The organism is Yoonia sp. 67-2, from assembly GCF_035117555.1.
Taxonomy (GTDB): domain Bacteria; phylum Pseudomonadota; class Alphaproteobacteria; order Rhodobacterales; family Rhodobacteraceae; genus Yoonia.
The window spans coordinates 139,925-160,066 of the sequence record NZ_JAYKPK010000001.1; the positions used below are offsets into that span (position 1 = coordinate 139,925).

At 60.3% G+C, this 20,142-nt stretch carries 23 protein-coding genes; 19 read left to right on the forward strand and 4 right to left on the reverse strand.

What is annotated here, in order from left to right; translation table 11 throughout:
* The first annotated feature begins 22 nt into the window (after positions 1 to 22).
* Entirely contained in the window at positions 23 to 751 is a 729-nt protein-coding gene (locus VOY09_RS00690) for an endonuclease/exonuclease/phosphatase family protein (RefSeq protein WP_322892808.1), read from the forward strand.
* Between the two features lie 74 nt (positions 752 to 825).
* On the forward strand, positions 826 to 1,170 hold the full coding sequence (locus VOY09_RS00695; RefSeq protein ID WP_322892807.1) for a phasin family protein: 345 nt from the start codon (positions 826 to 828) through the stop codon (positions 1,168 to 1,170).
* A 65-nt stretch (positions 1,171 to 1,235) separates the two neighbouring features.
* On the opposite strand, the gene VOY09_RS00700 is transcribed toward VOY09_RS00695, so the two are convergent.
* Positions 1,236 to 2,087, reverse strand: coding sequence for a universal stress protein (locus VOY09_RS00700; RefSeq protein ID WP_322892806.1), 852 nt, complete (start codon positions 2,085 to 2,087; stop codon positions 1,236 to 1,238).
* A 238-nt stretch (positions 2,088 to 2,325) separates the two neighbouring features.
* Here VOY09_RS00700 and VOY09_RS00705 point away from each other — a divergent pair, with 238 nt between their 5' ends.
* The 9 genes from VOY09_RS00705 (at position 2,326) to VOY09_RS00745 (ending at position 11,267) form a co-directional block, all read left to right on the forward strand.
* A complete protein-coding gene (locus VOY09_RS00705; RefSeq protein ID WP_322892805.1) occupies positions 2,326 to 3,438 on the forward strand; it encodes an ABC transporter permease in 1,113 nt (370 codons plus the stop codon).
* Complete coding sequence (locus tag VOY09_RS00710) at positions 3,438 to 4,223, forward strand: ABC transporter ATP-binding protein (RefSeq protein WP_322892804.1); 786 nt, start codon at positions 3,438 to 3,440, stop codon at positions 4,221 to 4,223. Before VOY09_RS00705 ends, VOY09_RS00710 begins: the two co-directional genes overlap by 1 nt.
* Positions 4,223 to 5,896, forward strand: coding sequence for an MlaD family protein (locus VOY09_RS00715; protein ID WP_322892803.1), 1,674 nt, complete (start codon positions 4,223 to 4,225; stop codon positions 5,894 to 5,896). Before VOY09_RS00710 ends, VOY09_RS00715 begins: the two co-directional genes overlap by 1 nt.
* 4 nt (positions 5,897 to 5,900) lie before the next feature.
* On the forward strand, positions 5,901 to 6,518 hold the full coding sequence (locus VOY09_RS00720) for an ABC-type transport auxiliary lipoprotein family protein (protein ID WP_322892802.1): 618 nt from the start codon (positions 5,901 to 5,903) through the stop codon (positions 6,516 to 6,518).
* Between the two features lie 83 nt (positions 6,519 to 6,601).
* Positions 6,602 to 7,420, forward strand: coding sequence for a phosphonate ABC transporter ATP-binding protein (phnC, locus tag VOY09_RS00725; protein ID WP_322892801.1), 819 nt, complete (start codon positions 6,602 to 6,604; stop codon positions 7,418 to 7,420).
* A gap of 59 nt (positions 7,421 to 7,479) precedes the next feature.
* Complete coding sequence (phnD, locus tag VOY09_RS00730; RefSeq protein ID WP_322892800.1) at positions 7,480 to 8,388, forward strand: phosphonate ABC transporter substrate-binding protein; 909 nt, start codon at positions 7,480 to 7,482, stop codon at positions 8,386 to 8,388.
* Between the two features lie 67 nt (positions 8,389 to 8,455).
* Positions 8,456 to 9,328 carry a phosphonate ABC transporter, permease protein PhnE gene (phnE, locus tag VOY09_RS00735; RefSeq protein ID WP_322892799.1) on the forward strand — a complete coding sequence of 291 codons (873 nt, stop codon included), beginning with the start codon at positions 8,456 to 8,458 and terminating at the stop codon, positions 9,326 to 9,328.
* Positions 9,325 to 10,653, forward strand: a complete 1,329-nt coding sequence (gene phnE, locus VOY09_RS00740; RefSeq protein WP_322892798.1) for a phosphonate ABC transporter, permease protein PhnE — start codon at positions 9,325 to 9,327, stop codon at positions 10,651 to 10,653. The genes phnE (VOY09_RS00735) and phnE (VOY09_RS00740) overlap by 4 nt, the downstream gene beginning before the upstream one ends.
* A complete protein-coding gene (locus VOY09_RS00745; protein ID WP_322892797.1) occupies positions 10,653 to 11,267 on the forward strand; it encodes a chloramphenicol acetyltransferase in 615 nt (204 codons plus the stop codon). Before phnE (VOY09_RS00740) ends, VOY09_RS00745 begins: the two co-directional genes overlap by 1 nt.
* Here the strand turns inward: VOY09_RS00745 and VOY09_RS00750 are convergent, their stop codons facing one another.
* Both VOY09_RS00750 and phnF read right to left on the reverse strand, forming a co-directional pair.
* On the reverse strand, positions 11,268 to 12,455 hold the full coding sequence (locus VOY09_RS00750) for an alpha-D-ribose 1-methylphosphonate 5-triphosphate diphosphatase (protein ID WP_322892796.1): 1,188 nt from the start codon (positions 12,453 to 12,455) through the stop codon (positions 11,268 to 11,270).
* 65 nt (positions 12,456 to 12,520) lie between these two features.
* Entirely contained in the window at positions 12,521 to 13,231 is a 711-nt protein-coding gene (phnF, locus tag VOY09_RS00755) for a phosphonate metabolism transcriptional regulator PhnF (protein ID WP_322892795.1), read from the reverse strand.
* A gap of 93 nt (positions 13,232 to 13,324) precedes the next feature.
* Between phnF and phnG the strand changes: the two genes are divergently transcribed.
* Genes phnG through phnN form a run of 7 tightly spaced genes read left to right on the forward strand, consistent with a single transcriptional unit; the run spans position 13,325 to position 18,234 of the window.
* Positions 13,325 to 13,780, forward strand: coding sequence for a phosphonate C-P lyase system protein PhnG (phnG, locus tag VOY09_RS00760; RefSeq protein WP_322892794.1), 456 nt, complete (start codon positions 13,325 to 13,327; stop codon positions 13,778 to 13,780).
* The gene (gene phnH / locus VOY09_RS00765; protein ID WP_322892793.1) at positions 13,780 to 14,340 is read left to right on the forward strand and encodes a phosphonate C-P lyase system protein PhnH; all 561 of its coding nucleotides are present in this window, start codon (positions 13,780 to 13,782) and stop codon (positions 14,338 to 14,340) included. Before phnG ends, phnH begins: the two co-directional genes overlap by 1 nt.
* Entirely contained in the window at positions 14,340 to 15,416 is a 1,077-nt protein-coding gene (locus tag VOY09_RS00770) for a carbon-phosphorus lyase complex subunit PhnI (RefSeq protein WP_322892792.1), read from the forward strand. Before phnH ends, VOY09_RS00770 begins: the two co-directional genes overlap by 1 nt.
* A complete protein-coding gene (locus VOY09_RS00775; protein WP_322892791.1) occupies positions 15,413 to 16,243 on the forward strand; it encodes an alpha-D-ribose 1-methylphosphonate 5-phosphate C-P-lyase PhnJ in 831 nt (276 codons plus the stop codon). Before VOY09_RS00770 ends, VOY09_RS00775 begins: the two co-directional genes overlap by 4 nt.
* Positions 16,240 to 17,010 (forward strand): phosphonate C-P lyase system protein PhnK, encoded by a 771-nt coding sequence (gene phnK / locus VOY09_RS00780; protein WP_322892790.1) that lies wholly within the window; start codon positions 16,240 to 16,242, stop codon positions 17,008 to 17,010. Before VOY09_RS00775 ends, phnK begins: the two co-directional genes overlap by 4 nt.
* A 1-nt stretch (position 17,011) precedes the next feature.
* Positions 17,012 to 17,695, forward strand: coding sequence for a phosphonate C-P lyase system protein PhnL (phnL, locus tag VOY09_RS00785; protein ID WP_322892789.1), 684 nt, complete (start codon positions 17,012 to 17,014; stop codon positions 17,693 to 17,695).
* Positions 17,692 to 18,234, forward strand: a complete 543-nt coding sequence (gene phnN / locus VOY09_RS00790) for a phosphonate metabolism protein/1,5-bisphosphokinase (PRPP-forming) PhnN (RefSeq protein WP_322892788.1) — start codon at positions 17,692 to 17,694, stop codon at positions 18,232 to 18,234. The genes phnL and phnN overlap by 4 nt, the downstream gene beginning before the upstream one ends.
* Here the strand turns inward: phnN and VOY09_RS00795 are convergent.
* Positions 18,216 to 18,890, reverse strand: a complete 675-nt coding sequence (locus VOY09_RS00795; protein WP_322892787.1) for a DUF1045 domain-containing protein — start codon at positions 18,888 to 18,890, stop codon at positions 18,216 to 18,218. The genes phnN and VOY09_RS00795 overlap by 19 nt on opposite strands.
* Before the next feature lie 34 nt (positions 18,891 to 18,924).
* On the opposite strand from VOY09_RS00795, the gene VOY09_RS00800 reads away from it, so the two are divergent.
* A complete protein-coding gene (locus tag VOY09_RS00800) occupies positions 18,925 to 20,070 on the forward strand; it encodes an alpha-D-ribose 1-methylphosphonate 5-triphosphate diphosphatase (RefSeq protein WP_322892786.1) in 1,146 nt (381 codons plus the stop codon).
* Positions 20,071 to 20,142: the final 72 nt, after the last annotated feature.

The window sequence follows — 20,142 nt, forward strand, 5'->3', positions numbered from 1 at the left end:
CGGGCTGCGGAATGCCTATATCATGATGATGAAAGATGCACCCCAAGACCACAGGTCAATCCGCCTTGCCTCCTACAACATCCGCAAGGCCAAAGGGGTCGATGGGCGCTATGATCCGGGCCGGATTGTGGATATTCTGGCGGGGCTGGAGGCGGATGTCGTCGCCGTGCAAGAGGTGGATTTCCGCTGGCGCGGCAGGCCCGGTGCGCTGTCGGCGCAGATGATCGCCGCCAATACCGATTATGACATCGTGCCAGTGGGCGGTGGCGACAGCCTTGGGTTTCACGGCAATGCCTTGCTGGTGCGGCGCGGGACATTGGTGCAGCAGGTAAAACGGTTGATCCTGCCGGGGCTGGAACCGCGCGGCGCTTTGCTGGTCGATCTGGGTTTGGCGGGCGGGATCAGTATCGTTGCCACCCATCTGGGGCTGACGCGGTTTCATCGCCAGCGGCAATTGGCGGCGATCCTTGCCGCGATGGACCCGGATACGCGCGCCAGTGTCATCATGGGCGATTTCAACGAATGGTCCGCCACCCGTGGGCTGGACCCGTTGCAGCGGGATTTCACGATCCATGCGCCCGGCAAATCCTTTCACGCGGCGCTGCCGATGGCCGCACTCGACCGGATCGCGCTGAACCGGGATGTTACCTTGATCGATGGTGGCGTTGTGCAGAATGCGCAAAGCCTGAAAGCGTCGGATCATCTGCCGGTCTGGGGCGAGGTGGTGGTTCGCCGCCGAAACCCCGGCTGATTGATACAGGTCAAGCCGTGGGGGGCTATGCTATGCTATGATTGCGCATCGCCCATAGCCTGCAGGAGACGGATATGACCGACAAACACACCCATGACACGCTCGCCCCGGATGCGCTTGACGTTCTGGCCGCTGTGGCACCTTTGGCGCCGGTGGCCTGGGCCTCGAAGATCTGGATGGACAATATGGCCCGGATGACCGGCGAGATCGCGACCTTTGTCACCGCCCGGATCAAGGAAGATGTTCAGACCCGTCAAGCATTGATGCAATGCAAGACGCTCAGCGAAGTGCAGCATGTGCAGGCCGCTTTCATGCAAAAAGCAGTGGCGCAATATCAGGCCGAGACCGGCAAGCTGATCGAGATGACCACGAAACTGGCCGCTGATCTGAATGTGAAGCCCGTCTCTCACGCACAATAGCTGGCATCAGTGGCTGTTCTTCTGTCGGAGCGTCCGGCGGGGATGACCTGCCGCCCCTGATCCTGTCAATGGGCCAGCAATATGGCATGGTCTTTCTGGCCGGTCATGATCTGCGTCGTGCCGCCAAAGATCATCTGTCGCGCGCGGGAATGCACGTAGGCCCCCATCACGATCAGATCGGCGCCCAGATCGCTTGCGCGGTCAAGGATGCATTGGCCGACGTCCTGCCCGCCGCTGGGGGTTTGTTGCACCGTCACATTGCAGCCATGCCGCGTCAGCCAGCTTGCGACATCGCTGCCGGGGTTTTCGCCCTCGGGCCCATGCGGGTCGGGGTCGATGACCAGAATCGTCACCACCTCGGCCTGCCGCAGGATCGGCAAGGCGCGGTGCAGCGAGCGCAAAGCGGGCAGGCTGCCATCCCAGGCGAGCATCGGGCGTCTGGCGTGGATCACCTGATCCACCCCTTTGGCATTCAGCACAGCCGCGACGGGGGTCTTGAACAAGACCGCTTCGAGCGTTTGTTGAAACGTATGGTCAGCCGTGCTGAGCCCTGCATCAATGAACACCAGATCAGCAAGCCCGGCGCGGGCGGCGACATGGTCGCCCAGCACCTGTGCCTCGCAAAAGGCGGTGGTGACATCGCCTTCGACACCGGCGTTTTGCAGCAGCTGTTCTATGGCATCGGCGCGGGTGGTGACCTCTGTCCCGCCAGCGCGGTAGGCCTCGTGCCACGTATCGGGGAAAATGATCGGCCCGTAAGGGGCAGAGCCATAGGCCCAGATCGGCAAGGCCGGGGCCACACCCACGGCCATCACCGACAGATGCACACCCGCGTCTGGCAGGGATGCGATGTAATGTCTGATCCTGTCATCGCTGCAATCGGCGTCTACAACGATCAATGCGGTTTGTCGTTCCATCATTCTGGTCCTTTCCGATGATTACATGGTCTGGCGGGACTATCGCATAAATTTTGTGATCACGACTTGACCCAAATCAATCCCGCTGCTTGCCCGCCTCGCGTCGATATGCCACCTGTGGACTATGCTTGATCAAGATCAACGCCAGTGTCGGCGCCACGATGGTAAGGGCAAGCATCACCGCCAGAGGATATCATGTCGCGCAAAAATTTCACAGCTATTGCAGGCCGGCGCGCTGATGGGTGACGCGTCGGACACTGCCGTGCGGTTCGAGATTGCCGATGGCACCCTGCGCGTTGTCGGGCGATTGACGATTGAGGTCTTTGAAACGCTGGACCGCGACGCGACCCGGCAGATGGCGCAGGATGCGCAAGCCATCGATATCGCCGGTCTGACGCAGATGGATACCGCAGGCGGGTGGTTTCTGGTTGATCTGGAACAACGGCTCAGCACCGGCGCGATCACGGGCGGCAGCGAAGCGCAGGATCAGTTGATCGCCACGATCCGCCAGAACATGCCGCCAGAGGATGCTGCCCCCGTCAAACCTCGCCGTTTGAGCGTTTATCTTGAGAACCTCGGGCACCGTGTCGCTTTGGCTGGGCGTAACGCGCTGGAACTGATCTCTTTTCTGGGGCAGGTGATGGCGACCTTGGGACGGCTGATCCGCAATCCGCGCCAATTGCGCCTGACCTCGGTCGTGCATCACTGCCAAGAGGTGGGCGTGCAGGCCGTGCCGATCGTGGCCTTGATGGCCTTTCTGATCGGGGTGGTGCTGGCGTTTCAAGGTTCTGCCCAATTACGCCAATTCGGGGCAGAGGTTTTCGTGGTCGATCTGATCTCGATCTCGATCCTGCGCGAACTTGGTATCTTGCTGACCGCGATCATTGTGGCCGGGCGGTCAGGCTCGGCCTTTACCGCCGCCATCGGGTCTATGAAGATGCGTGAAGAGATTGATGCGATGCGCACCCTTGGTCTTGACCCTGTCGCGATCCTGATCGTGCCGCGCGTGCTGGCCCTGATCATCATGCTGCCTGCGCTGGGGTTGATTGCCAATATCACCGGCCTGATCGGTGGGGCAATGATGTCCTGGATCGAACTTGGCGTGTCACCTGCGGTTTTCCAGTCGCGTTTGGTGAGCAATACCGATGTCTGGCATTTCAATGTCGGCATGATCAAAGCACCGTTTTTCGCGCTGATCATCGGGATCATCGGCTGTTATCAGGGCATGAAGGTCGGCGGCGATGCCGAAAGCCTTGGGCGGCTGACCTCGGCCTCTGTCGTCATGGCGATTTTCATGGTGATCGTGGTGGATGCGTTATTCTCCATTTTCTTTGCGATTGTGGGGGTGTGATGACAGATGATCCGATCATCCGTGTGCGGGGCTTGGTCACCAGTTTCGGCTCCAATGTGGTGCATGAAGGGCTGGATCTGGATGTCAAACGTGGCGAGATTATCGGCGTTGTCGGCGGGTCCGGCACCGGCAAGTCCGTGCTGCTGCGCGCCATTGTCGGGCTGCTGAAACCCGATGCGGGGCAGATCGAGGTGTTCGGCGAAAATGTCCGCGACAGTAATGCCGATAATTACCGCGCCCTGCGCCGCCGCTGGGGCGTGATGTTTCAGGATGGTGCGCTGTTTTCATCCCTGACCGTCCGCCAGAATGTCGAAGCACCGATGCGCGAACAGCTTGATCTTGATGATGACCTGCGTGAATTGCTGGCCGGGATTAAGATCCGCATGGTCGGCCTGCCCGATAAGGCGCAGGACAATTTCCCCTCTGAACTCTCCGGCGGGATGCGCAAACGGGCGGGGTTTGCCCGCGCCATCGCGCTTGACCCCGAAATCGTCTTTCTTGATGAACCCACCGCAGGTCTTGACCCGATTGGCGCTGCCGCCTTTGATACTTTGATCAAGCAATTGCAACGCTCCTTGGGCCTGACCGTGTTTCTGGTCACCCATGATCTGGACAGTCTGCATGCGATCTGCGACCGCATCGCGGTGTTGGCCGATAAAAAGGTGCTCGCCGTGGGCACGATGCAAGAGATGTTGGATATCGATCACCCTTGGGTACAGGAATATTTCCATGGGCCACGTGCCCGCGCCGCCACGCCTGTGGCCGATTTGAAAGAGACTGAGTAATGGAAACCCGTGCCAATTTCATCCTGATCGGGGCGTTTACGCTGGCAGCGATCCTTGGGACGCTGGGGTTTTTCATCTGGCTCGCCTCGGTCCAGCTGGACCGGCAATATGCGACCTATGGCATCCTGTTTGACGATGTGACCGGGCTCGATGCTTCGGGCGCTGTGACCTATAACGGGATCGCCGTCGGGTCGGTGATCGAGCTGCAGATCTATGATGAAGACCCGTCCAAGGTGCTGACCACGATTCAGGTCGATGCTGGCACACCTGTCAGCAGCAATACCGTGGCGCAATTGCAGTCGCAGGGGGTGACCGGGGTCGCCTATATCTCGCTTTCGGCCGGGGAACGGCTGCCAGAACCGCTCAGCACATTCACCGACGGTTTGCCGTTGATCCCGTCAGAACGCTCGACCGTGCAGGCGCTGGTCGAGGATGCGCCCGATATTCTGGCCGAAGCCAAGCAATTGCTGCAACAGGCGCAGGTCATCACCGGGCCGGAAAATCAGGCTTTGGTGAATGATATCCTGTCCAATCTGGCGCGCACCTCGGGCCAGTTAGATCAGGCGCTCAGCGATTTCTCCGCGATCAGCGGCACAGTGCGCGATGCCACCACGCAGATCACCTTGTTCACCGACCGGCTGGAAAGCATCGGCGAAGGCGTGGAAACCACATTGCGCAGCACCGACAGCGCCTTGGTCGCAGTGCAGCAGGCGTTCATTTCCGCAGATGCGGTCCTGAATACGATGGCCCCCGCGCTGGAACGGTTCGAGGGCACCTTTGCCTTGGCCGAAGTCCTGATGCGTGATCAGATCCCTGCCGTACTGACGCAGATCGCGGTCGCCGTTGGTGACATCAGCACCCGCGCCAGCGATACGCTGGACGGGTTCGGCGAAACCGCCGGCTTGTTGAATGCACGCTTGGTCGAGATGGAAACGACACTGGCCGAGGCGACGATTGCCTTTGATGCGGTGACGACCGCCTCTGAAAGCATCACGGAAATGGTCGATGGCGATGGTGCGCTGCTGATTTCCGAGGCACGCATCGCCATTGGCACGGTTGAAAGAGTGATCAACACTGATTTGCCACTGATCGTCGCTGATGTGCGCCGTGCGGTGAATACAGCCGCGGTCGCGGTAGAGGATGTGTCTGCGGATGTAACCGGCTTTACGGCGCGCCTGACGCCTATGGCCAGTGATGCGCAGGAGACGATCACAGCTGCGACGGATCTGATCGCGCAGGCGCAGACCTCACTCGCTGCGCTGAATACGACGCTTGTCGTTGTCGATGGCGCGCTGGGATCGGCGCAGGATACGTTTGATAGCGCCAATGATGTCATCCAGACCGACATCGGTCCTGTCCTGGATGATCTGCGCCTGGCCGCCAGCCGGATCAGTCTCGCCGTGGAGGATGTTACCGCCGATGTGCCCGCCATTGCCGCCGATCTGCGGGCGCTGATTGCACGCGCGGATGAAGTGGTGGAACAGGTGCAGGCTGCCGTCGCGCAAACCAGCCCCGGCATCAGCGCCTTTGCCACGACCGGGCTGCCGGAACTGACCCGCTTTGGCACCGAAGCGCGCGGGCTGGTCGCGACGCTAAATACGCTCGCGCGCCGGATCGAAAGCAACCCGACAGGGTTTATCCTAGACAACCGCGTTCCCGAATACCGGAGATAACATCATGACCCCCATCCAACTGACCCGCCGTGTTGCCCTGCTGGGGGGTGCTGTCGCCCTGGGGGGCTGCGGTGCTGTTTCCGCGCTGAATTCCGCCGCATCGCCGCTGGATACCTATGACCTGATCCCGCCCGCAGGCAGCACAGCAGGGCGGCAGACAAGCCGCACCTTGTTGCTGGCCCTGCCTGATGCATCGGCAACGCTCAGCACCGACCGGATTATGATCCGGCCCAATGCCGTTGCGATCACCTATCTGCCGCAGGCGCGTTGGCCTGATGAATTGCCCCGCGTGGTGCAATCTTTGTTGGTGCGAAGCATCTCGGCCACCGGACGGATCGGCTATGTCGGGCGCAGCGATGGCGGGCCGGTCCCCGATTCTGCCTTGCTGACGCGGATTGATGCCTTCGATGTCTCGGTCGGCGCTGACGGCAGCTTTACCGCCGCTATCGATATCACACTGACCGTGCTGGATGACCGCGACCAACGGGTGATCGGCACGCAAAGGTTCAGCCAGTCCGTGCAGGTCGCAAATGACAACCCAGTGACCATCGTCGCGGGGTTTCAGGCGCTGGTAGATACAATACTGCCCGCAATGTCGAATTGGACACTCGCCCGCGCTTAATTGCTGTTTACAAAAGGTTCACGGAACCAACACAAATGTGAAACGCACACGACCTAGTGATCGGCCCGACAAGAGGGCTGAACATGCTGACATTTGACAAAGTGACGAAAACATTCGGGGCGAATACGGCGGTCAACGCCGCGAGCTTCACCGTTGATAAACCGATGATGATCGGGATCATCGGACGGTCCGGTGCTGGTAAATCCACGCTGCTGCGGATCCTGAACCGGCTGTCGGATTCGACCTCGGGTAAGATCACCTTTGACGGTTTGGATGTGACAGCCCTGCGCGGTGCGGCCAAGCGCAGCTGGCAATCGCAATGCGCGATGATCTTTCAGCAATTCAACCTTGTCCCACGTATGGATGTGGTATCCAACGTGCTGCACGGCACCTTGAACCGGCAATCGACCTTTGCGACGATGTTCAACCTTTACCCCAACGAAGACATCCACCGCGCCATCGATATTCTCGATCGGCTCGGCATGGCAGCCCATGCACCAAAGCGGGCAGAGGCGTTGTCCGGTGGCCAGCAACAGCGCGTCGCCATTGCCCGCGCCTTGATGCAGGACCCCCGTATCATTCTTGCGGATGAACCCATCGCCTCGCTCGACCCGATGAACGCACAGGTCGTCATGCAGGCCCTGCGCGACATCCACGAAGAAGACGGGCGCATGGTCATCGCCAACCTGCACACGCTCGACACCGCGCGCCGCTATTGTGACCGCGTGATCGGCATGCGCGACGGGCGGATCGTGTTTGACGGCACACCCGAACAACTGACCACAGGTGTCGCGCGCGACATCTATGGCGCCGATGACAGCTTCTCCGAAGCGACGACATCGACCGAAATTGAACAAAGCGCCGCTGCCGCCGAAATGATGGCGAAAGTGACGGCACTTTAATCCCTTTTCCCCCGCGTCCGCCGCAACGCGGGCGCATTTTACCCAAGAGAGAGACTGATATGAAAAAGATCATCGCAACTGCTCTGATGACATCCGCGCTGGTGGCCCCGGCCTTCGCGCAAGATGCCATCACCGAATTCCGCATCGGCATTCTGGGCGGCGAAAACGCACAGGACCGTCTGGCGTCCAACCAGTGCCTCGCCACTTACATCGAAGAAGCTTTGGGCGTGCCTGTGCGCATGTTCACGCCTGCTGACTACAACGGCGTTATGCAGGGCCTGCTGGGCGCGACACTTGACCTCGCATGGCTTGGGCCATCGGCCTATGCTGGCGTCTATGTTGACGATCCAGAGGCGATTGAACCCATTCTGGTCAAAACCAACCTCGACGGTTCTTACACCTATTATTCCATCGGTTTTGCCCGCGCAGACAGCGGCATCACCTCGCTGGAAGACATGCAGGGCAAGAAATTCGGTTTTGGTGATCCGAACTCCGGTTCCGGCTATCTGATCCCATCGGTCGAAATTCCAGAAGCCACTGGTGGCACCATGGAATCCGGCGATTACTTTGGTGAAGTCGTGTTCACCGGTGGTCACGAGCAGACCATCGTTGCTGTGGTCAACGGCGACGTTGATGCGGGTGTGACCTGGGCCGATGGTCAGGGTGACTGGGAAGACGGCTATAACTCCGGCGCACTGCGCAAGGCTGCCGATACCGGTCTGGTCGATATGAACGATCTGGTTGAAATCTGGCGTTCGCGTCCGATTGCCGAAGGCCCGATTGTGATGCGCAAGGCGATCCCAGAAGATGTCAAACAGACCGTCATCGATCTGATGATGAACCTGCATGAAACCGATCCGGAATGTGCTTACGGCGTTGCTGCCGGTGAAACCGCTGGTTTCACACCTGTCGCGCACGAAGCCTACGAGACCATCATCCAGATGCGTATGGCCGAGATCAACAACTAAGCGATCAAAAATAGAGCGCGGGTCCGGCATCAGCCGGGCCCGCCTTTTTTCGTGACAAGGCAGGGCCATGGCAGAACTATCCGCATCCAGATCATTGGATACGCAAACCACGCGCGACAATTACATGGCGATGACCCGCCGCAAACGCGCCTACGGCGGCATTTTGCTGGCAATCTTCGTGCTGCTGATGGTCACCGGCTTTAACACCGTCGATGCGCGCAGCGCCGGTGGGTTCTGGGATGGTTTGTCACAGGTCTTTGACTTTCCCGCAGGCGTCGTGCGTGAGGCTTGGGAAAAGATCGACCGGATGCCCGCCAATCTGTTGAATTTCTTTCCGGCCTTGCTGGAAACGATCAATATCGCTGCCGTTTCGACACTTGTCGGGGCTTTGCTTGGCCTGACATTGTCGCTTTTGTCGACACGTGGGCTGGCCAAATGGCCCCGGCTGATCCCGCTGTTCCGCCGCATGATGGATATCATGCGTGCCTTCCCAGAAATCGTCATTGCGCTGGTGCTGATCTTTATTCTTGGCGGTGGGCCGATCCCGGCGATGATCGCGATTGCCATCCATACCGCAGGCGCCTTGGGTAAATTGTTTTCCGAAGTTGCCGAAAACGCTGATCTGAAACCTGTCGAAGGTCTCGCCTCGGTCGGGGCGAACTGGTCGCAACGCATGCTATTGGGTGTTCTGCCACAGGTGGCACCCAATTACCTCAGCTACACTTTGATGCGGTTCGAGATCAATATCCGCGCCTCGGCCATCCTTGGCTTCGTGGGGGCGGGCGGTATCGGTTATGAATTGCGCAATGCGATGACATTCGGCACCGGGCGTTTCGATCTTGCCGCTGCAATCTTCGTGCTGCTGTTCCTGACCATCGTCTTTTTCGACCAGCTGTCCAGCTACTACCGCAACAAACTGGTGAAGGGGAACCAGGTATGACCATGCTCAGCACCGACGGCGATCTGCGCGAACAGACGGTCAAAATCTTTGGTCGCAAGAAATTCGTGGCTTTGGCCGTGCCTGCCGTGATCCTGATTTACCTGACCTATATCTTCATCAGCTTCGATGTGGCCGGACTGGCCGAGCGTGCCCGGATGGATAATGCCCGCACGCTTGTTGCCGATAGTTACAGCTATAAGACCCATGTGACCCGCGACAACCGCCGCAATGAACTGACCTTCGCGGTCGAAGGTGCGCGCGCAGGCACATATGCCGATGGCACCAGCCCCGATTGGGTTACACCGGATGGCAATAATATGGTGGTCGATCTGGGTGAAGGTCATGTCGTGACCTTTCTCGATGACACTTTGGTCACCTATGAGCTGCCGGATTACCCGACGATCACATTGCAATTGGTCGATGATGTCGTCGTGACCAACCTGCCAGAGCCTGCGCCGGATTGGGTGAATGCCTCTGACACCCGCGTTGCGATCACCACCGATGCCGGGCGGCTGAGCTATACAAGATCAAAGACCGAGATTTTCCGCTATTCCTTTGGCTGGGAAATGTTCTGGTTTACCCTTGCCAGCCCCTATCATGATGTCGGTTTCTTTCAATTGTTGACCGGCCCGCAACTGGACGCGTCGCGCAGCAATGTCGTCGGCGCTTGGCAGGATTTCTGGGGCAACGGGTTGTGGCGTCATGCGGATGTGGCTTGGGCGCTTTGGGAAACCGTGCTGATGGCCTTCCTTGGCACCTTTGGCGCGGCAATCATCGCCTTGCCGCTGGCTTTCCTCGCCGCCAAGAATTTCGCGCCAGTCGTCGCACTGCGCTTTGCTGTGCGCCGGGTGTTCGACTTTGTCCGCGGTGTGGATGGCTTGATCTGGACGATCATCCTCAGCCGTGCTTTTGGCCCTGGCCCTTTGACCGGCGCGCTCGCGATCCTTGTCACCGATACCGGCAGCTTTGGCAAAAGCTTTTCCGAAGCGCTCGAAAACGTCGATGAAAAGCAGATCGAAGGGCTGGAATCCACCGGTGCGCGGCCGATCCAGCGCTACCGTTTCGGGGTCATTCCGCAGGTGACGCCTGTGCTGCTCAGCCAGATCCTCTATTACTTCGAATCCAATACCCGCAGTGCGACGATTATCGGCGCGATCACCGGCGGCGGCATTGGTCTGTTCCTCACGCAGGCGATCCAGACCCAGAATGATTGGGAAAAGGTGACCTATTACATCGTCTTGATACTGGTCATGGTGATGGTGATGGATACCCTGTCCGGCTGGCTGCGGCGCAAGCTGATCAAGGGCGATGATGGCGGGCATTGATGGCAAGGTTATCGGCTGATGCGCCTGTCATCGAAACGGATTGTGCAATTACCGATGCGACATTCGGTGCCTATGTCAAAATCGGGCAGGGCAGCCGGATCGCACATTCCCATATCGGCGATTACAGCTATTGCGACCGTTTCGCCGACATTGCCAATACCACCGTGGGAAAATTTGCCAATATCGCCAGTTTCGTGCGGATCGGTGCCACCGACCACCCGTTGGACAAGGCGAGCCTGCATCACTTTCACTATCGGTCAGGCGACTACTTTGACGATGCAACTGACGATGCAGACTGGTTTGCGCATCGCCGGTCGCGGCGCGTAACCATCGGCCATGACACATGGTTCGGCCATGGCGCGCAGGTCCGGCCCGAGGTGACGATCGGCCATGGTGCTGTCATCGCGGGCGGGGCCATCGTGACCAAGGATGTCGCCCCCTATATGATCGTCGCCGGTATTCCTGCGGTGCCACTGCGCGCGCGGTTGAGCGATAGCATCGCCACGCGAATGATGGATCTGGCATGGTGGGACTGGCCGCATGAACGGTTGCGCGCAGCACTGGATGATTTCCGCAAGCTCAGCGCCGAAGATTTCCTCGACCGTTACGCCTGATCACTCGGCCGCATGGGCCAGACGCGCCGGGCTGGCGCTGATCCTTTCGGCCAGATCACCACATAGATGCGACCAGCGGCCCGCCGCCATTGTCCCTTCAATCTCGCGCGTCTGCGCATTGCAGATCACCAGATCGGCGCGGCGTCCGGGCGCGATCACGCCACGGTCGCTCAGCCCCATGATCCGGGCCGGATTGCTGGAAATCATCGCCCAGGCCTGCGCGAAAGGCAGGATGCCTTTATCGACCAGCGTAAAGGCCGCATTGGCCAGCGACGGGTAATGATAATCCGACACCAAAGCATCACAAAGCCCGCTGCGGATCAGATCACTCGCCGCGATATTGCCCGATTGCGACCCGCCGCGCACGACATTGGGCGCGCCCATCAGCACCGGATCGCCATTGGCCTTGGCCACGCTGGCGGGCGCATGCCGGGTCGGAAATTCGCAGACCCGCGCGCCGATCATGCCATAGTAATCGCGGGTGGCCGCATCATGATCATCGTGGCTGCCGTATTTGACGCCCAATTCGTCAAAGGCTGCCGCCAGATTGCATAGATAGCGCGGTACGCGGGGGGCCAGCGCCTTGGTTTCATGCAAGTGCCGGATAAAGCTGGCCAGATCGCGCCCGGACCGTTTTCCCCAGACGGACAGATGTTCAGGGTCAGTCTTGATCATATCAAGCGCTTCGCCCAAATGATCGTTGAAGATCACATAATCGATGCCGTGTTCACGCACTGCGGCGATCAGTTGATCTGCAGTATCAACCGTGAAAGTCTCACAGCGCAGCTGTATCCGCAGATCGGTCAGCGCGCGGGGACGGTAGGTCGCAAGGTCGCGCATGAATTGCACCGCGAATTCAGGGCCCCGCGATCCGCCTTCCCAGGACCAGCTTTGTGCCATCCACGCCGTGGTGACACCGCTTGAGGCCGCATCGCGGTCCAGCGATTGCAGGCCGATTGCCGCCGGAAACGGCGCTGAGGGGCGGGGGGCAAGGTGTCGTTCAAAAGCATCGCCATGCAGATCGATGATGCCGGGCAGCACCATGTAACCCGACAGATCGACGAGTTGATCACTGCCACTGGCCTGATCTGCCAAAAGCGGACCCGCGACCCAAAGATCACTTTGCGCCAAAGCGTCGTCGATAAGAATGTCTGCGCCGACAAGGCGCAGCTTTTGCCTGCGTGTCATGGGGACTGCTCAATCTGATAGGTTTTTGCCTTGATAATCTGTTTCTGTGTCACGGGTGTGACGTTTCAATCCTCGGCCAGCGTGAGGGTGACTTTGTCGCCTGCAAACCATGTCAGACCGGCCTCGACCGGGATGCCTTCTACATCCACGTTGATGCTGCTGGTGCGCAGGATCGGCCCACCTTCCGTGATCTGCAGATGCAAGGCCTGTGTCGCGCTGGCCAGTTTTGCTGTGATCCTTGTGCTGGCGCGGGTATAATCGGCCACACCGCAAGCGCGCAGGGCGGCAGTGACGGATGGGTCCTTGCGCAGATGATCCGGCAAATCAGCAAACCGCGCGGCCGGAAAGACCGAGCGGAACAGCGCGATCACTTGTCCGTCAGCAAGCGACAGACCTTCATAGACATGCACTGGGCCTTCGCTGATCCCCAGCGCCGTGCGTTCAGCATTGCTCGCGGCACGGGTCTCCAGCGCCAGCAATTTTTTGGCTGGGCTGCGCCCTGCGGCACGCAGGTTCTGGTGAAACCGCACGCGCTGGCCAATCGGGTAATCGGTCGGCGTGGCGGTGACGAAAACGCCCGCACCGCGCCTTGGCCGCAGCAAGCCTTCTTCGGTCAAAGCCGCCAGCGCCTGCCGCACGGTATGGCGGTTGACGCCAAAGCGGGTGGCAAGGGCGCTTTCCGTCGGCAGTTTATCTCCCGGCCTGTGCAGATGTTCGGCGATCTCATCACGAATGACATCGGCGATGGCTTTCCAGATCGGGGTGCGCGGAGTCATGTCATGGAAACTTCACAATAGCGGGGATTGGCAGGGCAGGGCGACTCGTCTATTATTTGTCTAGTTGTATAGTAAATCCGAGCAGGTGTCTAGATGCAGGCGACAAATCCCCCCGAAACCGCGCGCAAGGCCTGGCTGGGCCTGCTGGCCAAGGCACCGCCCGGTGATCTGGCCGCGCTTTGGCAGCGCCTCGGCCTTACCCCCGCGCATAAAGTCCTGCGCGCGCCAGAGATTGGCGCCGTCATGGTGCGTGGCCGCGCCGGGGCTGTGGGTGCTGCCTTCAATCTGGGCGAGATGTCGGTCACGCGCGCCTCTGTGCAACTGTCCGATGGAATCGTCGGCCACGGTTATGTGCAGGGCCGTGGCAAGGATCACGCGCTGCAAGCCGCGCTGATCGATGCGCTGATGCAGACTGACGCAGCGGGGCAGGTGGAACAGGCCGTCTTGACGCCATTGCGCGACAGCATGGCGCAGCGCAAAAATGCGCGGGCCGCCAAGGCCGCCGCGACCAAAGTTGATTTCTTCACATTGGTGCGGGGAGAAGATTGATGGAAAACCAATTGCTTGATGGCGGTTTTGCCGCCCCGCCCGTCGATGCCGCAATCGCCTTTCGCGCAATCATGAATGCGATGGCGCAGCCCGGCACGATCCAGACGGTCACGGGGGCGATGCCGCCAGCGCCACTCTCCGTCGCTGCCGGGGTTGCCCTGCTGACGCTCTGCGATCCTGAAACGCCGCTGTTTCTGGGCGCGGGCATTGACAGCCCCGCTTTACGCGACTGGATCACCTTTCACTGTGGCGCGCCTTTTGTGACGGCGGATCAGGCGCAATTTGCGCTGGGGGCTTGGAATGATCTGCCGCTCATTGATTTCCCGCTTGGCAATGCGGAATATCCTGACCGCTCCGCCACCTTGATCGTCGAACTGCCGGAGCTGACCGATACAGGCACCATTCTGCGCGGACCGGGGATCAAGGATCAGGCGCAGCTATCCTTACCCGACACCGCCGCTTTCCAGCGCAACAATGCCCTGTTCCCACTGGGTCTTGATTTCATCTTCACCTGCGGCGACCGGCTGGCCGGCCTGCCGCGCAGCACGAGGATCGGCTGATGTATGTTGCCGTGAAAGGTGGCGAACGCGCCATCGACAATGCCCATGCCTGGCTGGCCGAGGAACGGCGCGGTGATCTGTCCGTGCCGGAACTCACCACCGCGCAAATCCGAGAACAGATGGCGCTTGCCGTTAATCGCGTCATGGCCGAAGGCTCGCTTTACGACCCCGACCTTGCCGCACTTGCGATCAAACAAGCGCGCGGTGATCTGATCGAGGCGATCTTTCTGATCCGCGCCTACCGCACCACCTTGCCGCGTTTCGGTGGATCGCTGCCGGTGGAAACGGCCAATATGGCCTGCGACCGCCGCGTCTCGGCCACGTTCAAAGACGTGCCGGGCGGGCAGGTCCTTGGGCCGACTTTTGACTACTCCCACCGCCTGCTGGATTTCAAACTCGCCGCCGATGGTGAGGCAGGGCAGGTGGCAGAATCCGCACCCCTGCAAGGCCCGACGCCGCATATCATGGGCTTTCTGGACCGCGAAAACCTGATCCAGCCCGAACCGGCGGGTGCTGATGTGCCGCCTGACCTGACGCGCGCGCCCCTTGAACTGCCCGCCAGTCGCGCCTTGCGCTTGCAAGCCCTGACCCGCGCGGATGAAGGGTTCACCCTCGGCATGGCCTATTCCACCCAGCGCGGCTATGCCCGCAACCATGCCTTTGTCGCCGAACTGCGGATCGGCACGGTGGCGGTGGAAATGGAGATCCCCGAACTGGGGTTTGCCATCGAGATTGGCGAGATCACCCTGACCGAATGCGAAACCGTGAACCAATTCCAAGGCTCCAAAACCCAGCCGCCGCAATTCACGCGGGGTTATGGCCTCGTCTTCGGCATGACCGAACGCAAGGCGATTTCCATGGCCTTGGTCGACCGCGCCCTGCGCTGGAAAGAACTGGGCGAGGATAATATGGGCGCGCCCGCGCAGGATGAGGAATTCGTGCTTTATCATTCTGACAACATTCAGGCGACAGGATTCCTCGAACATATCAAATTGCCACATTATGTGGATTTCCAGTCAGAACTGGAACTGATCCGCAAACTCCGCCATGACGTCCTGCAGGAGGCCGCAGAATGACCGATTACAACTTCGCCTATCTGGATGAACAGACCAAACGGATGATCCGCCGCGCGATCCTGAAAGGGCTCGCCATCCCCGGCTATCAGGTGCCTTTCGCCAGCCGTGAAATGCCGATGCCTTATGGCTGGGGTACCGGCGGGGTGCAGGTCTCTGCCGCCGTGCTGACACCCGATGATACGCTGAAAGTCATCGACCAAGGGGCCGATGACACCACCAACGCCGTATCGATCCGCCGGTTCTTCCAGAAAACCGCAGGTGTCGCCGTGACCGAAAAGACTGGTGATGCCAGCGTCATCCAGACCCGGCACCGCATCCCCGAACAGGCTTTGCGCAGCGATCAGATCATCGTCTATCAGGTCCCGATCCCGGAACCTTTGCGATTTCTCGAACCCTCCGAGGTGGAAACCCGCAAGATGCATGCGCTGGAGGATTACGGGCTGATGCATGTGAAACTCTATGAGGATATCAGCCAGCACGGCGCTATCGCCACCGCCTATGCCTATCCGGTCAAGATCGAGGGGCGATATGTCATGGACCCATCCCCGATCCCGAAATTCGACAATCCGAAACTGGAAATGGCCGCGATCCAATTGTTCGGCGCGGGCCGCGAACAGCGGATCTATGCGCTGCCGCCCTATACGAAAGTCGTCAGTCTGGATTTCGACGATTACCCGTTCACGCCCAGCAAGGCCGATCACGCCTGCGCCATCTGCGGATCGACCACCAGCTATCTGGACGAGCTGATCACCGATGACGCAGGCGGGCGGATGTTCATCTGTTCCGACACCGATTATTGCGCGACCCGCGTGGAGGATGCGGCATGACACCCCTGTTACAGGTTGAAAACCTTGCCAAATTCTATGGCGCCCGGATCGGCTGCACTGATGTCAGTTTCGATCTTTACCCCGGTGAGGTGATGGGCATCGTCGGCGAAAGCGGATCGGGCAAATCCACCTTGCTGAATTGCCTCGCCGGTCATCTGCCGCCTGATCGCGGCGCTGTCAGGTTCGACACACGCACAGACGGTTTGCGCGACACGGTCACCATGTCCGAACCCGAACGCCGGATGCTCGGCCGCACCGATTGGGCCTTTGTCCATCAACATGCCCGCGACGGGTTGCGGATGAATGTCAGCGCGGGCGGCAACGTGGGCGAAAGGCTGATGGCGGTGAATGCGCGCCACTACGGCGATATCCGCAGCAGCGCGATCGACTGGCTGGGCCGGGTTGAGATCACGCCTGACCGGATCGACGACCGCCCCACCGCCTTTTCCGGCGGGATGCAGCAACGATTGCAGATCGCGCGCAATCTGGTCACCGGGCCAAGGCTGGTGTTCATGGATGAACCGACCGGCGGCCTTGATGTCTCCGTGCAGGCGCGGTTGCTGGACCTTCTGCGCAATCTGGTGCGCGATATGGGCCTCAGCGCCATTATCGTCACCCATGATCTGGCCGTCGTGCGCTTGCTTGCCGACCGGCTGATGGTGATGAAAGATGGCCATGTCGTGGAAACCGGCCTGACCGATCAGGTGCTGGACGATCCGCAGCATGGCTATACCCAGCTTCTTGTGTCCTCTGTCTTGCAGGTGTGAAATGATCTCTGTTGAAAATGTATCGAAGAATTTCGTCCTGCATAATCAGGGCGGCACCACGATCCCGGTGATGGCGGGGGCGAGCTTGCATGTCGCCAAGGGCGAATGTGTGGCGCTGGTCGGTGCCTCGGGGTCGGGAAAATCCACGCTGATGCGGATGATCTACGGCAATTACCTGACCGCCGCGGGCCGGATCATGGTCGGCGACGTCGATGTCGCACAGGCCGCCCCGCGCGAGGTGATTGCTTTGCGCCGCCGCACGTTGGGCTATGTCAGCCAGTTCCTGCGTGTCGTGCCACGGGTGCCGACGCTGGATGTTGTTGCCGAACCTTTGCTGCTGACCGGCACCGGGCAGGAGGATGCCCGCGCGCAGGCGGCGGAACTACTGGCGCGGCTGAATATCCCCGAACGGCTCTGGGGCCTCAGCCCCACGACATTTTCGGGCGGCGAACAACAGCGGGTGAATATCGCGCGCGGCTTTGCCTTTCCCTATCCGGCGCTCTTGCTCGATGAACCGACGGCCAGCCTTGACCCGACCAATCGCGCTGTGGTGTTGGGCATGATCAATGAGGCCAAGGCGCGCGGCGCCGCGATCATCGGGATTTTTCACGACCATGCCGCACGCGATGAAATCTGCGACCGGCAGGTCGATGTGACCCACTTTACCCCCGGTCTCGCGGCATGAGCGGGCGGTTCATCGCCATTGTTGGCCCCTCTGGCGTGGGCAAGGATTCCGTGATGGAAGCCCTTGCCGCCCGCGATCCGCGCCTTGCCTTGGTGCGCCGGGTGATCACAAGGCCCGGCGATGCGGGGGGGGAGGATTTCGATGGCGTCACGCCGGATGAATTTCACGCCCGCGCGGCACAGGGCGATTTCGCCCTGACATGGCCCGCGCATGGCTTGCATTACGCCATTCCCGCAACGGTGGTGGATGATCTGGCCGCAGGCCGCGATCTGCTCGCCAACCTGTCCCGCGCCGCCTTGCCTGCGGCGAAAGCGCAGTTTGATCCCTTTATGGTGATCCAATTGACCGCTGACATTGACGTTCTGGCAGCACGCCTTGCCGCGCGGGGTCGCGAAACTGCCGATGATATCGCCCGCAGGTTAGAGCGCGCCGATTATGCCCTGCCAGAGGGGATCACCGCCATAAACATCGACAATTCCGGTTATTTGGATGTGACCGTGCAACGCATCCTGACCCAGCTTTACCCGGTCAAGGCGTAACGATGGATCTGGTGAAACATCCCCGCCGCATCCTGCCCCATCAAGGTCACGCCGTCGATCAGCCAAGGTTCAGCGATGATCGGGTCGAGCATCGGCTGCAAGGTGGCGACAACCCGCGCGCCCTCCGCTTCGGGCAGCGACCCGCTCAGCGTCAGATGGAAATGAAAATCGTCAAAGATATAAGGATAGCCCCAGTCCAGCATCTGCCGGTCCTGCCGCAGGGTCAGGGGCGCTTGCCTGCGCCTTGCAACATCGGCGTCTGTCAAAGGCGCGCGATGCTCGTCAAGCTCGGTGACAATCGCGCTTGCCAGATCGCGCAAGGCAGGCGGGTCGCCTGCGGGGCGAAGCGCGACAAAGCCGTGGTGATGCGCCAGTTGCAGATGCCCGATAGCGACGGCGGCATGGCGTTTCGCGAAATCCGCGACGGCCTGTTGCAGCTTGACCGGGCCGGTATCGGCGGACAGCCGGAACGGCGCTTTCAACGTCCCATGTATGCCGTATTTGCGCGGCGTCGCCGTCACAGTGGCGACATCAACGCCCGGCACATCCGGATGCGGCACGAACCGCCCGCTGGCATTGTCCCAGCCGAGCCATGCGGCACCAAAATCAGCCAACGCGCCGGTCGGCGTATAGAAAATTGCAAATCTTTCGAACATATCCCACCTTTAGCCAAAGCATCGTGACACAGCCATGACAGACCCGATTATTCTTGCCAACGCCCGCCTGATCCTTGGCGATGAGGTGATCACCGGATCGCTGCACATCAAAGACGGCCTGATCGCAGATATCGACACCGGCGCTGGTGTGCCGAATAGTGCCATCGATCTGGACGGCGCCTACCTCGCCCCCGGTCTGGTGGAATTGCACACCGACAACCTCGAACGGCATCTGTCGCCAAGGCCCAAGGTCGATTGGCCCTACCGCGCCGCGATCATGGCGCATGACCGGGAACTGGCGGGGTGTGGGATTACCACCGTTTTCGATGCGATCCGGGTCGGGTCGATCACATCGGGCGGTGGCAAGCGTTATGGCAAATATGCGCGTCAGATGGCGGATGAGATCCTTGCGATGCGCGCGGCAGGTGCGCTGCGGATCAGCCACCACCTGCACCTGCGGGCTGAGATTTGTTCCGAAACGCTGACCGAAGAACTGGACGAATTCAGCACCGACGACCGGATCGGCATTATTTCGATGATGGATCACACGCCGGGGCAACGCCAGTTCAGCGATATCGCGAAATTCGAAGGTTATGTGCGCGGCAAGAACAACCTCAGCGAGGCGGAGTTCGCGGGCTATGTGGATTTCCTCTACGGCTTGCAGCGGCAATTCGGCACAGCACATGAAGCCGCCACCGTCGCTGCCGCCCAAAGATTGGGTGCGGTGCTCGCCAGCCATGACGACACAACCGCCGACCAAGTCGCGACCAGCCACGCCCATGGTGTCCGTCTTGCCGAATTTCCCACGACACTGGAAGCCGCCGATGCCTGTCATGCGCAGAATATCGCGGTGATCATGGGCGCGCCGAACCTGATCCGGGGCGGGTCGCATTCGGGCAATGTGGCAGCACTTGATCTGGCACAGGCCGACCGGCTCGATATCATGTCATCGGACTACGTGCCTGCCGCCTTGCTGCTGGCAGCGGTCCGGCTGGGGCTGATCTGGGATAATCTGTCGCGCGGGATTGCGACGGTGACCTCTGCACCGGCAAAGGCCGCAGGGCTGACGGATCGTGGCCAGATCGCGATCGGGCAGCGCGCCGATCTGGTGGCTTTCGCGATGCTGGATGATACTGCGATGGTGCAGCAAAGCTATGTGGCGGGGCAGCGGGTGTTCTGATCCCGCCTGTGAAGTTTTTGTAAAACAGCGAAAACCCGGTTGTCCGAATCTATATTTCGGATATTCGTGAAA

What these genes read in the sequence shown, in the direction of transcription:
- VOY09_RS00795 (WP_322892787.1), bottom strand. Translation starts at nt 18,890, where the DNA reads ATGTTCGAAAGATTTGCAATTTTCTATACGCCGACCGGCGCGTTGGCT.
- VOY09_RS00705 (WP_322892805.1), top strand. Translation starts at nt 2,326, where the DNA reads ATGGGTGACGCGTCGGACACTGCCGTGCGGTTCGAGATTGCCGATGGC.
- phnF (WP_322892795.1), bottom strand. Translation starts at nt 13,231, where the DNA reads ATGACTCCGCGCACCCCGATCTGGAAAGCCATCGCCGATGTCATTCGT.
- phnC (WP_322892801.1), top strand. Translation starts at nt 6,602, where the DNA reads ATGCTGACATTTGACAAAGTGACGAAAACATTCGGGGCGAATACGGCG.
- VOY09_RS00720 (WP_322892802.1), top strand. Translation starts at nt 5,901, where the DNA reads ATGACCCCCATCCAACTGACCCGCCGTGTTGCCCTGCTGGGGGGTGCT.
- phnD (WP_322892800.1), top strand. Translation starts at nt 7,480, where the DNA reads ATGAAAAAGATCATCGCAACTGCTCTGATGACATCCGCGCTGGTGGCC.
- VOY09_RS00800 (WP_322892786.1), top strand. Translation starts at nt 18,925, where the DNA reads ATGACAGACCCGATTATTCTTGCCAACGCCCGCCTGATCCTTGGCGAT.
- phnL (WP_322892789.1), top strand. Translation starts at nt 17,012, where the DNA reads ATGATCTCTGTTGAAAATGTATCGAAGAATTTCGTCCTGCATAATCAG.
- VOY09_RS00690 (WP_322892808.1), top strand. Translation starts at nt 23, where the DNA reads ATGATGATGAAAGATGCACCCCAAGACCACAGGTCAATCCGCCTTGCC.
- VOY09_RS00770 (WP_322892792.1), top strand. Translation starts at nt 14,340, where the DNA reads ATGTATGTTGCCGTGAAAGGTGGCGAACGCGCCATCGACAATGCCCAT.
- phnE (WP_322892798.1), top strand. Translation starts at nt 9,325, where the DNA reads ATGACCATGCTCAGCACCGACGGCGATCTGCGCGAACAGACGGTCAAA.
- VOY09_RS00710 (WP_322892804.1), top strand. Translation starts at nt 3,438, where the DNA reads ATGACAGATGATCCGATCATCCGTGTGCGGGGCTTGGTCACCAGTTTC.
- phnK (WP_322892790.1), top strand. Translation starts at nt 16,240, where the DNA reads ATGACACCCCTGTTACAGGTTGAAAACCTTGCCAAATTCTATGGCGCC.
- VOY09_RS00775 (WP_322892791.1), top strand. Translation starts at nt 15,413, where the DNA reads ATGACCGATTACAACTTCGCCTATCTGGATGAACAGACCAAACGGATG.
- VOY09_RS00745 (WP_322892797.1), top strand. Translation starts at nt 10,653, where the DNA reads ATGGCAAGGTTATCGGCTGATGCGCCTGTCATCGAAACGGATTGTGCA.
- VOY09_RS00700 (WP_322892806.1), bottom strand. Translation starts at nt 2,087, where the DNA reads ATGGAACGACAAACCGCATTGATCGTTGTAGACGCCGATTGCAGCGAT.
- VOY09_RS00750 (WP_322892796.1), bottom strand. Translation starts at nt 12,455, where the DNA reads ATGACACGCAGGCAAAAGCTGCGCCTTGTCGGCGCAGACATTCTTATC.
- phnG (WP_322892794.1), top strand. Translation starts at nt 13,325, where the DNA reads ATGCAGGCGACAAATCCCCCCGAAACCGCGCGCAAGGCCTGGCTGGGC.
- phnH (WP_322892793.1), top strand. Translation starts at nt 13,780, where the DNA reads ATGGAAAACCAATTGCTTGATGGCGGTTTTGCCGCCCCGCCCGTCGAT.
- phnE (WP_322892799.1), top strand. Translation starts at nt 8,456, where the DNA reads ATGGCAGAACTATCCGCATCCAGATCATTGGATACGCAAACCACGCGC.
- VOY09_RS00695 (WP_322892807.1), top strand. Translation starts at nt 826, where the DNA reads ATGACCGACAAACACACCCATGACACGCTCGCCCCGGATGCGCTTGAC.
- VOY09_RS00715 (WP_322892803.1), top strand. Translation starts at nt 4,223, where the DNA reads ATGGAAACCCGTGCCAATTTCATCCTGATCGGGGCGTTTACGCTGGCA.
- phnN (WP_322892788.1), top strand. Translation starts at nt 17,692, where the DNA reads ATGAGCGGGCGGTTCATCGCCATTGTTGGCCCCTCTGGCGTGGGCAAG.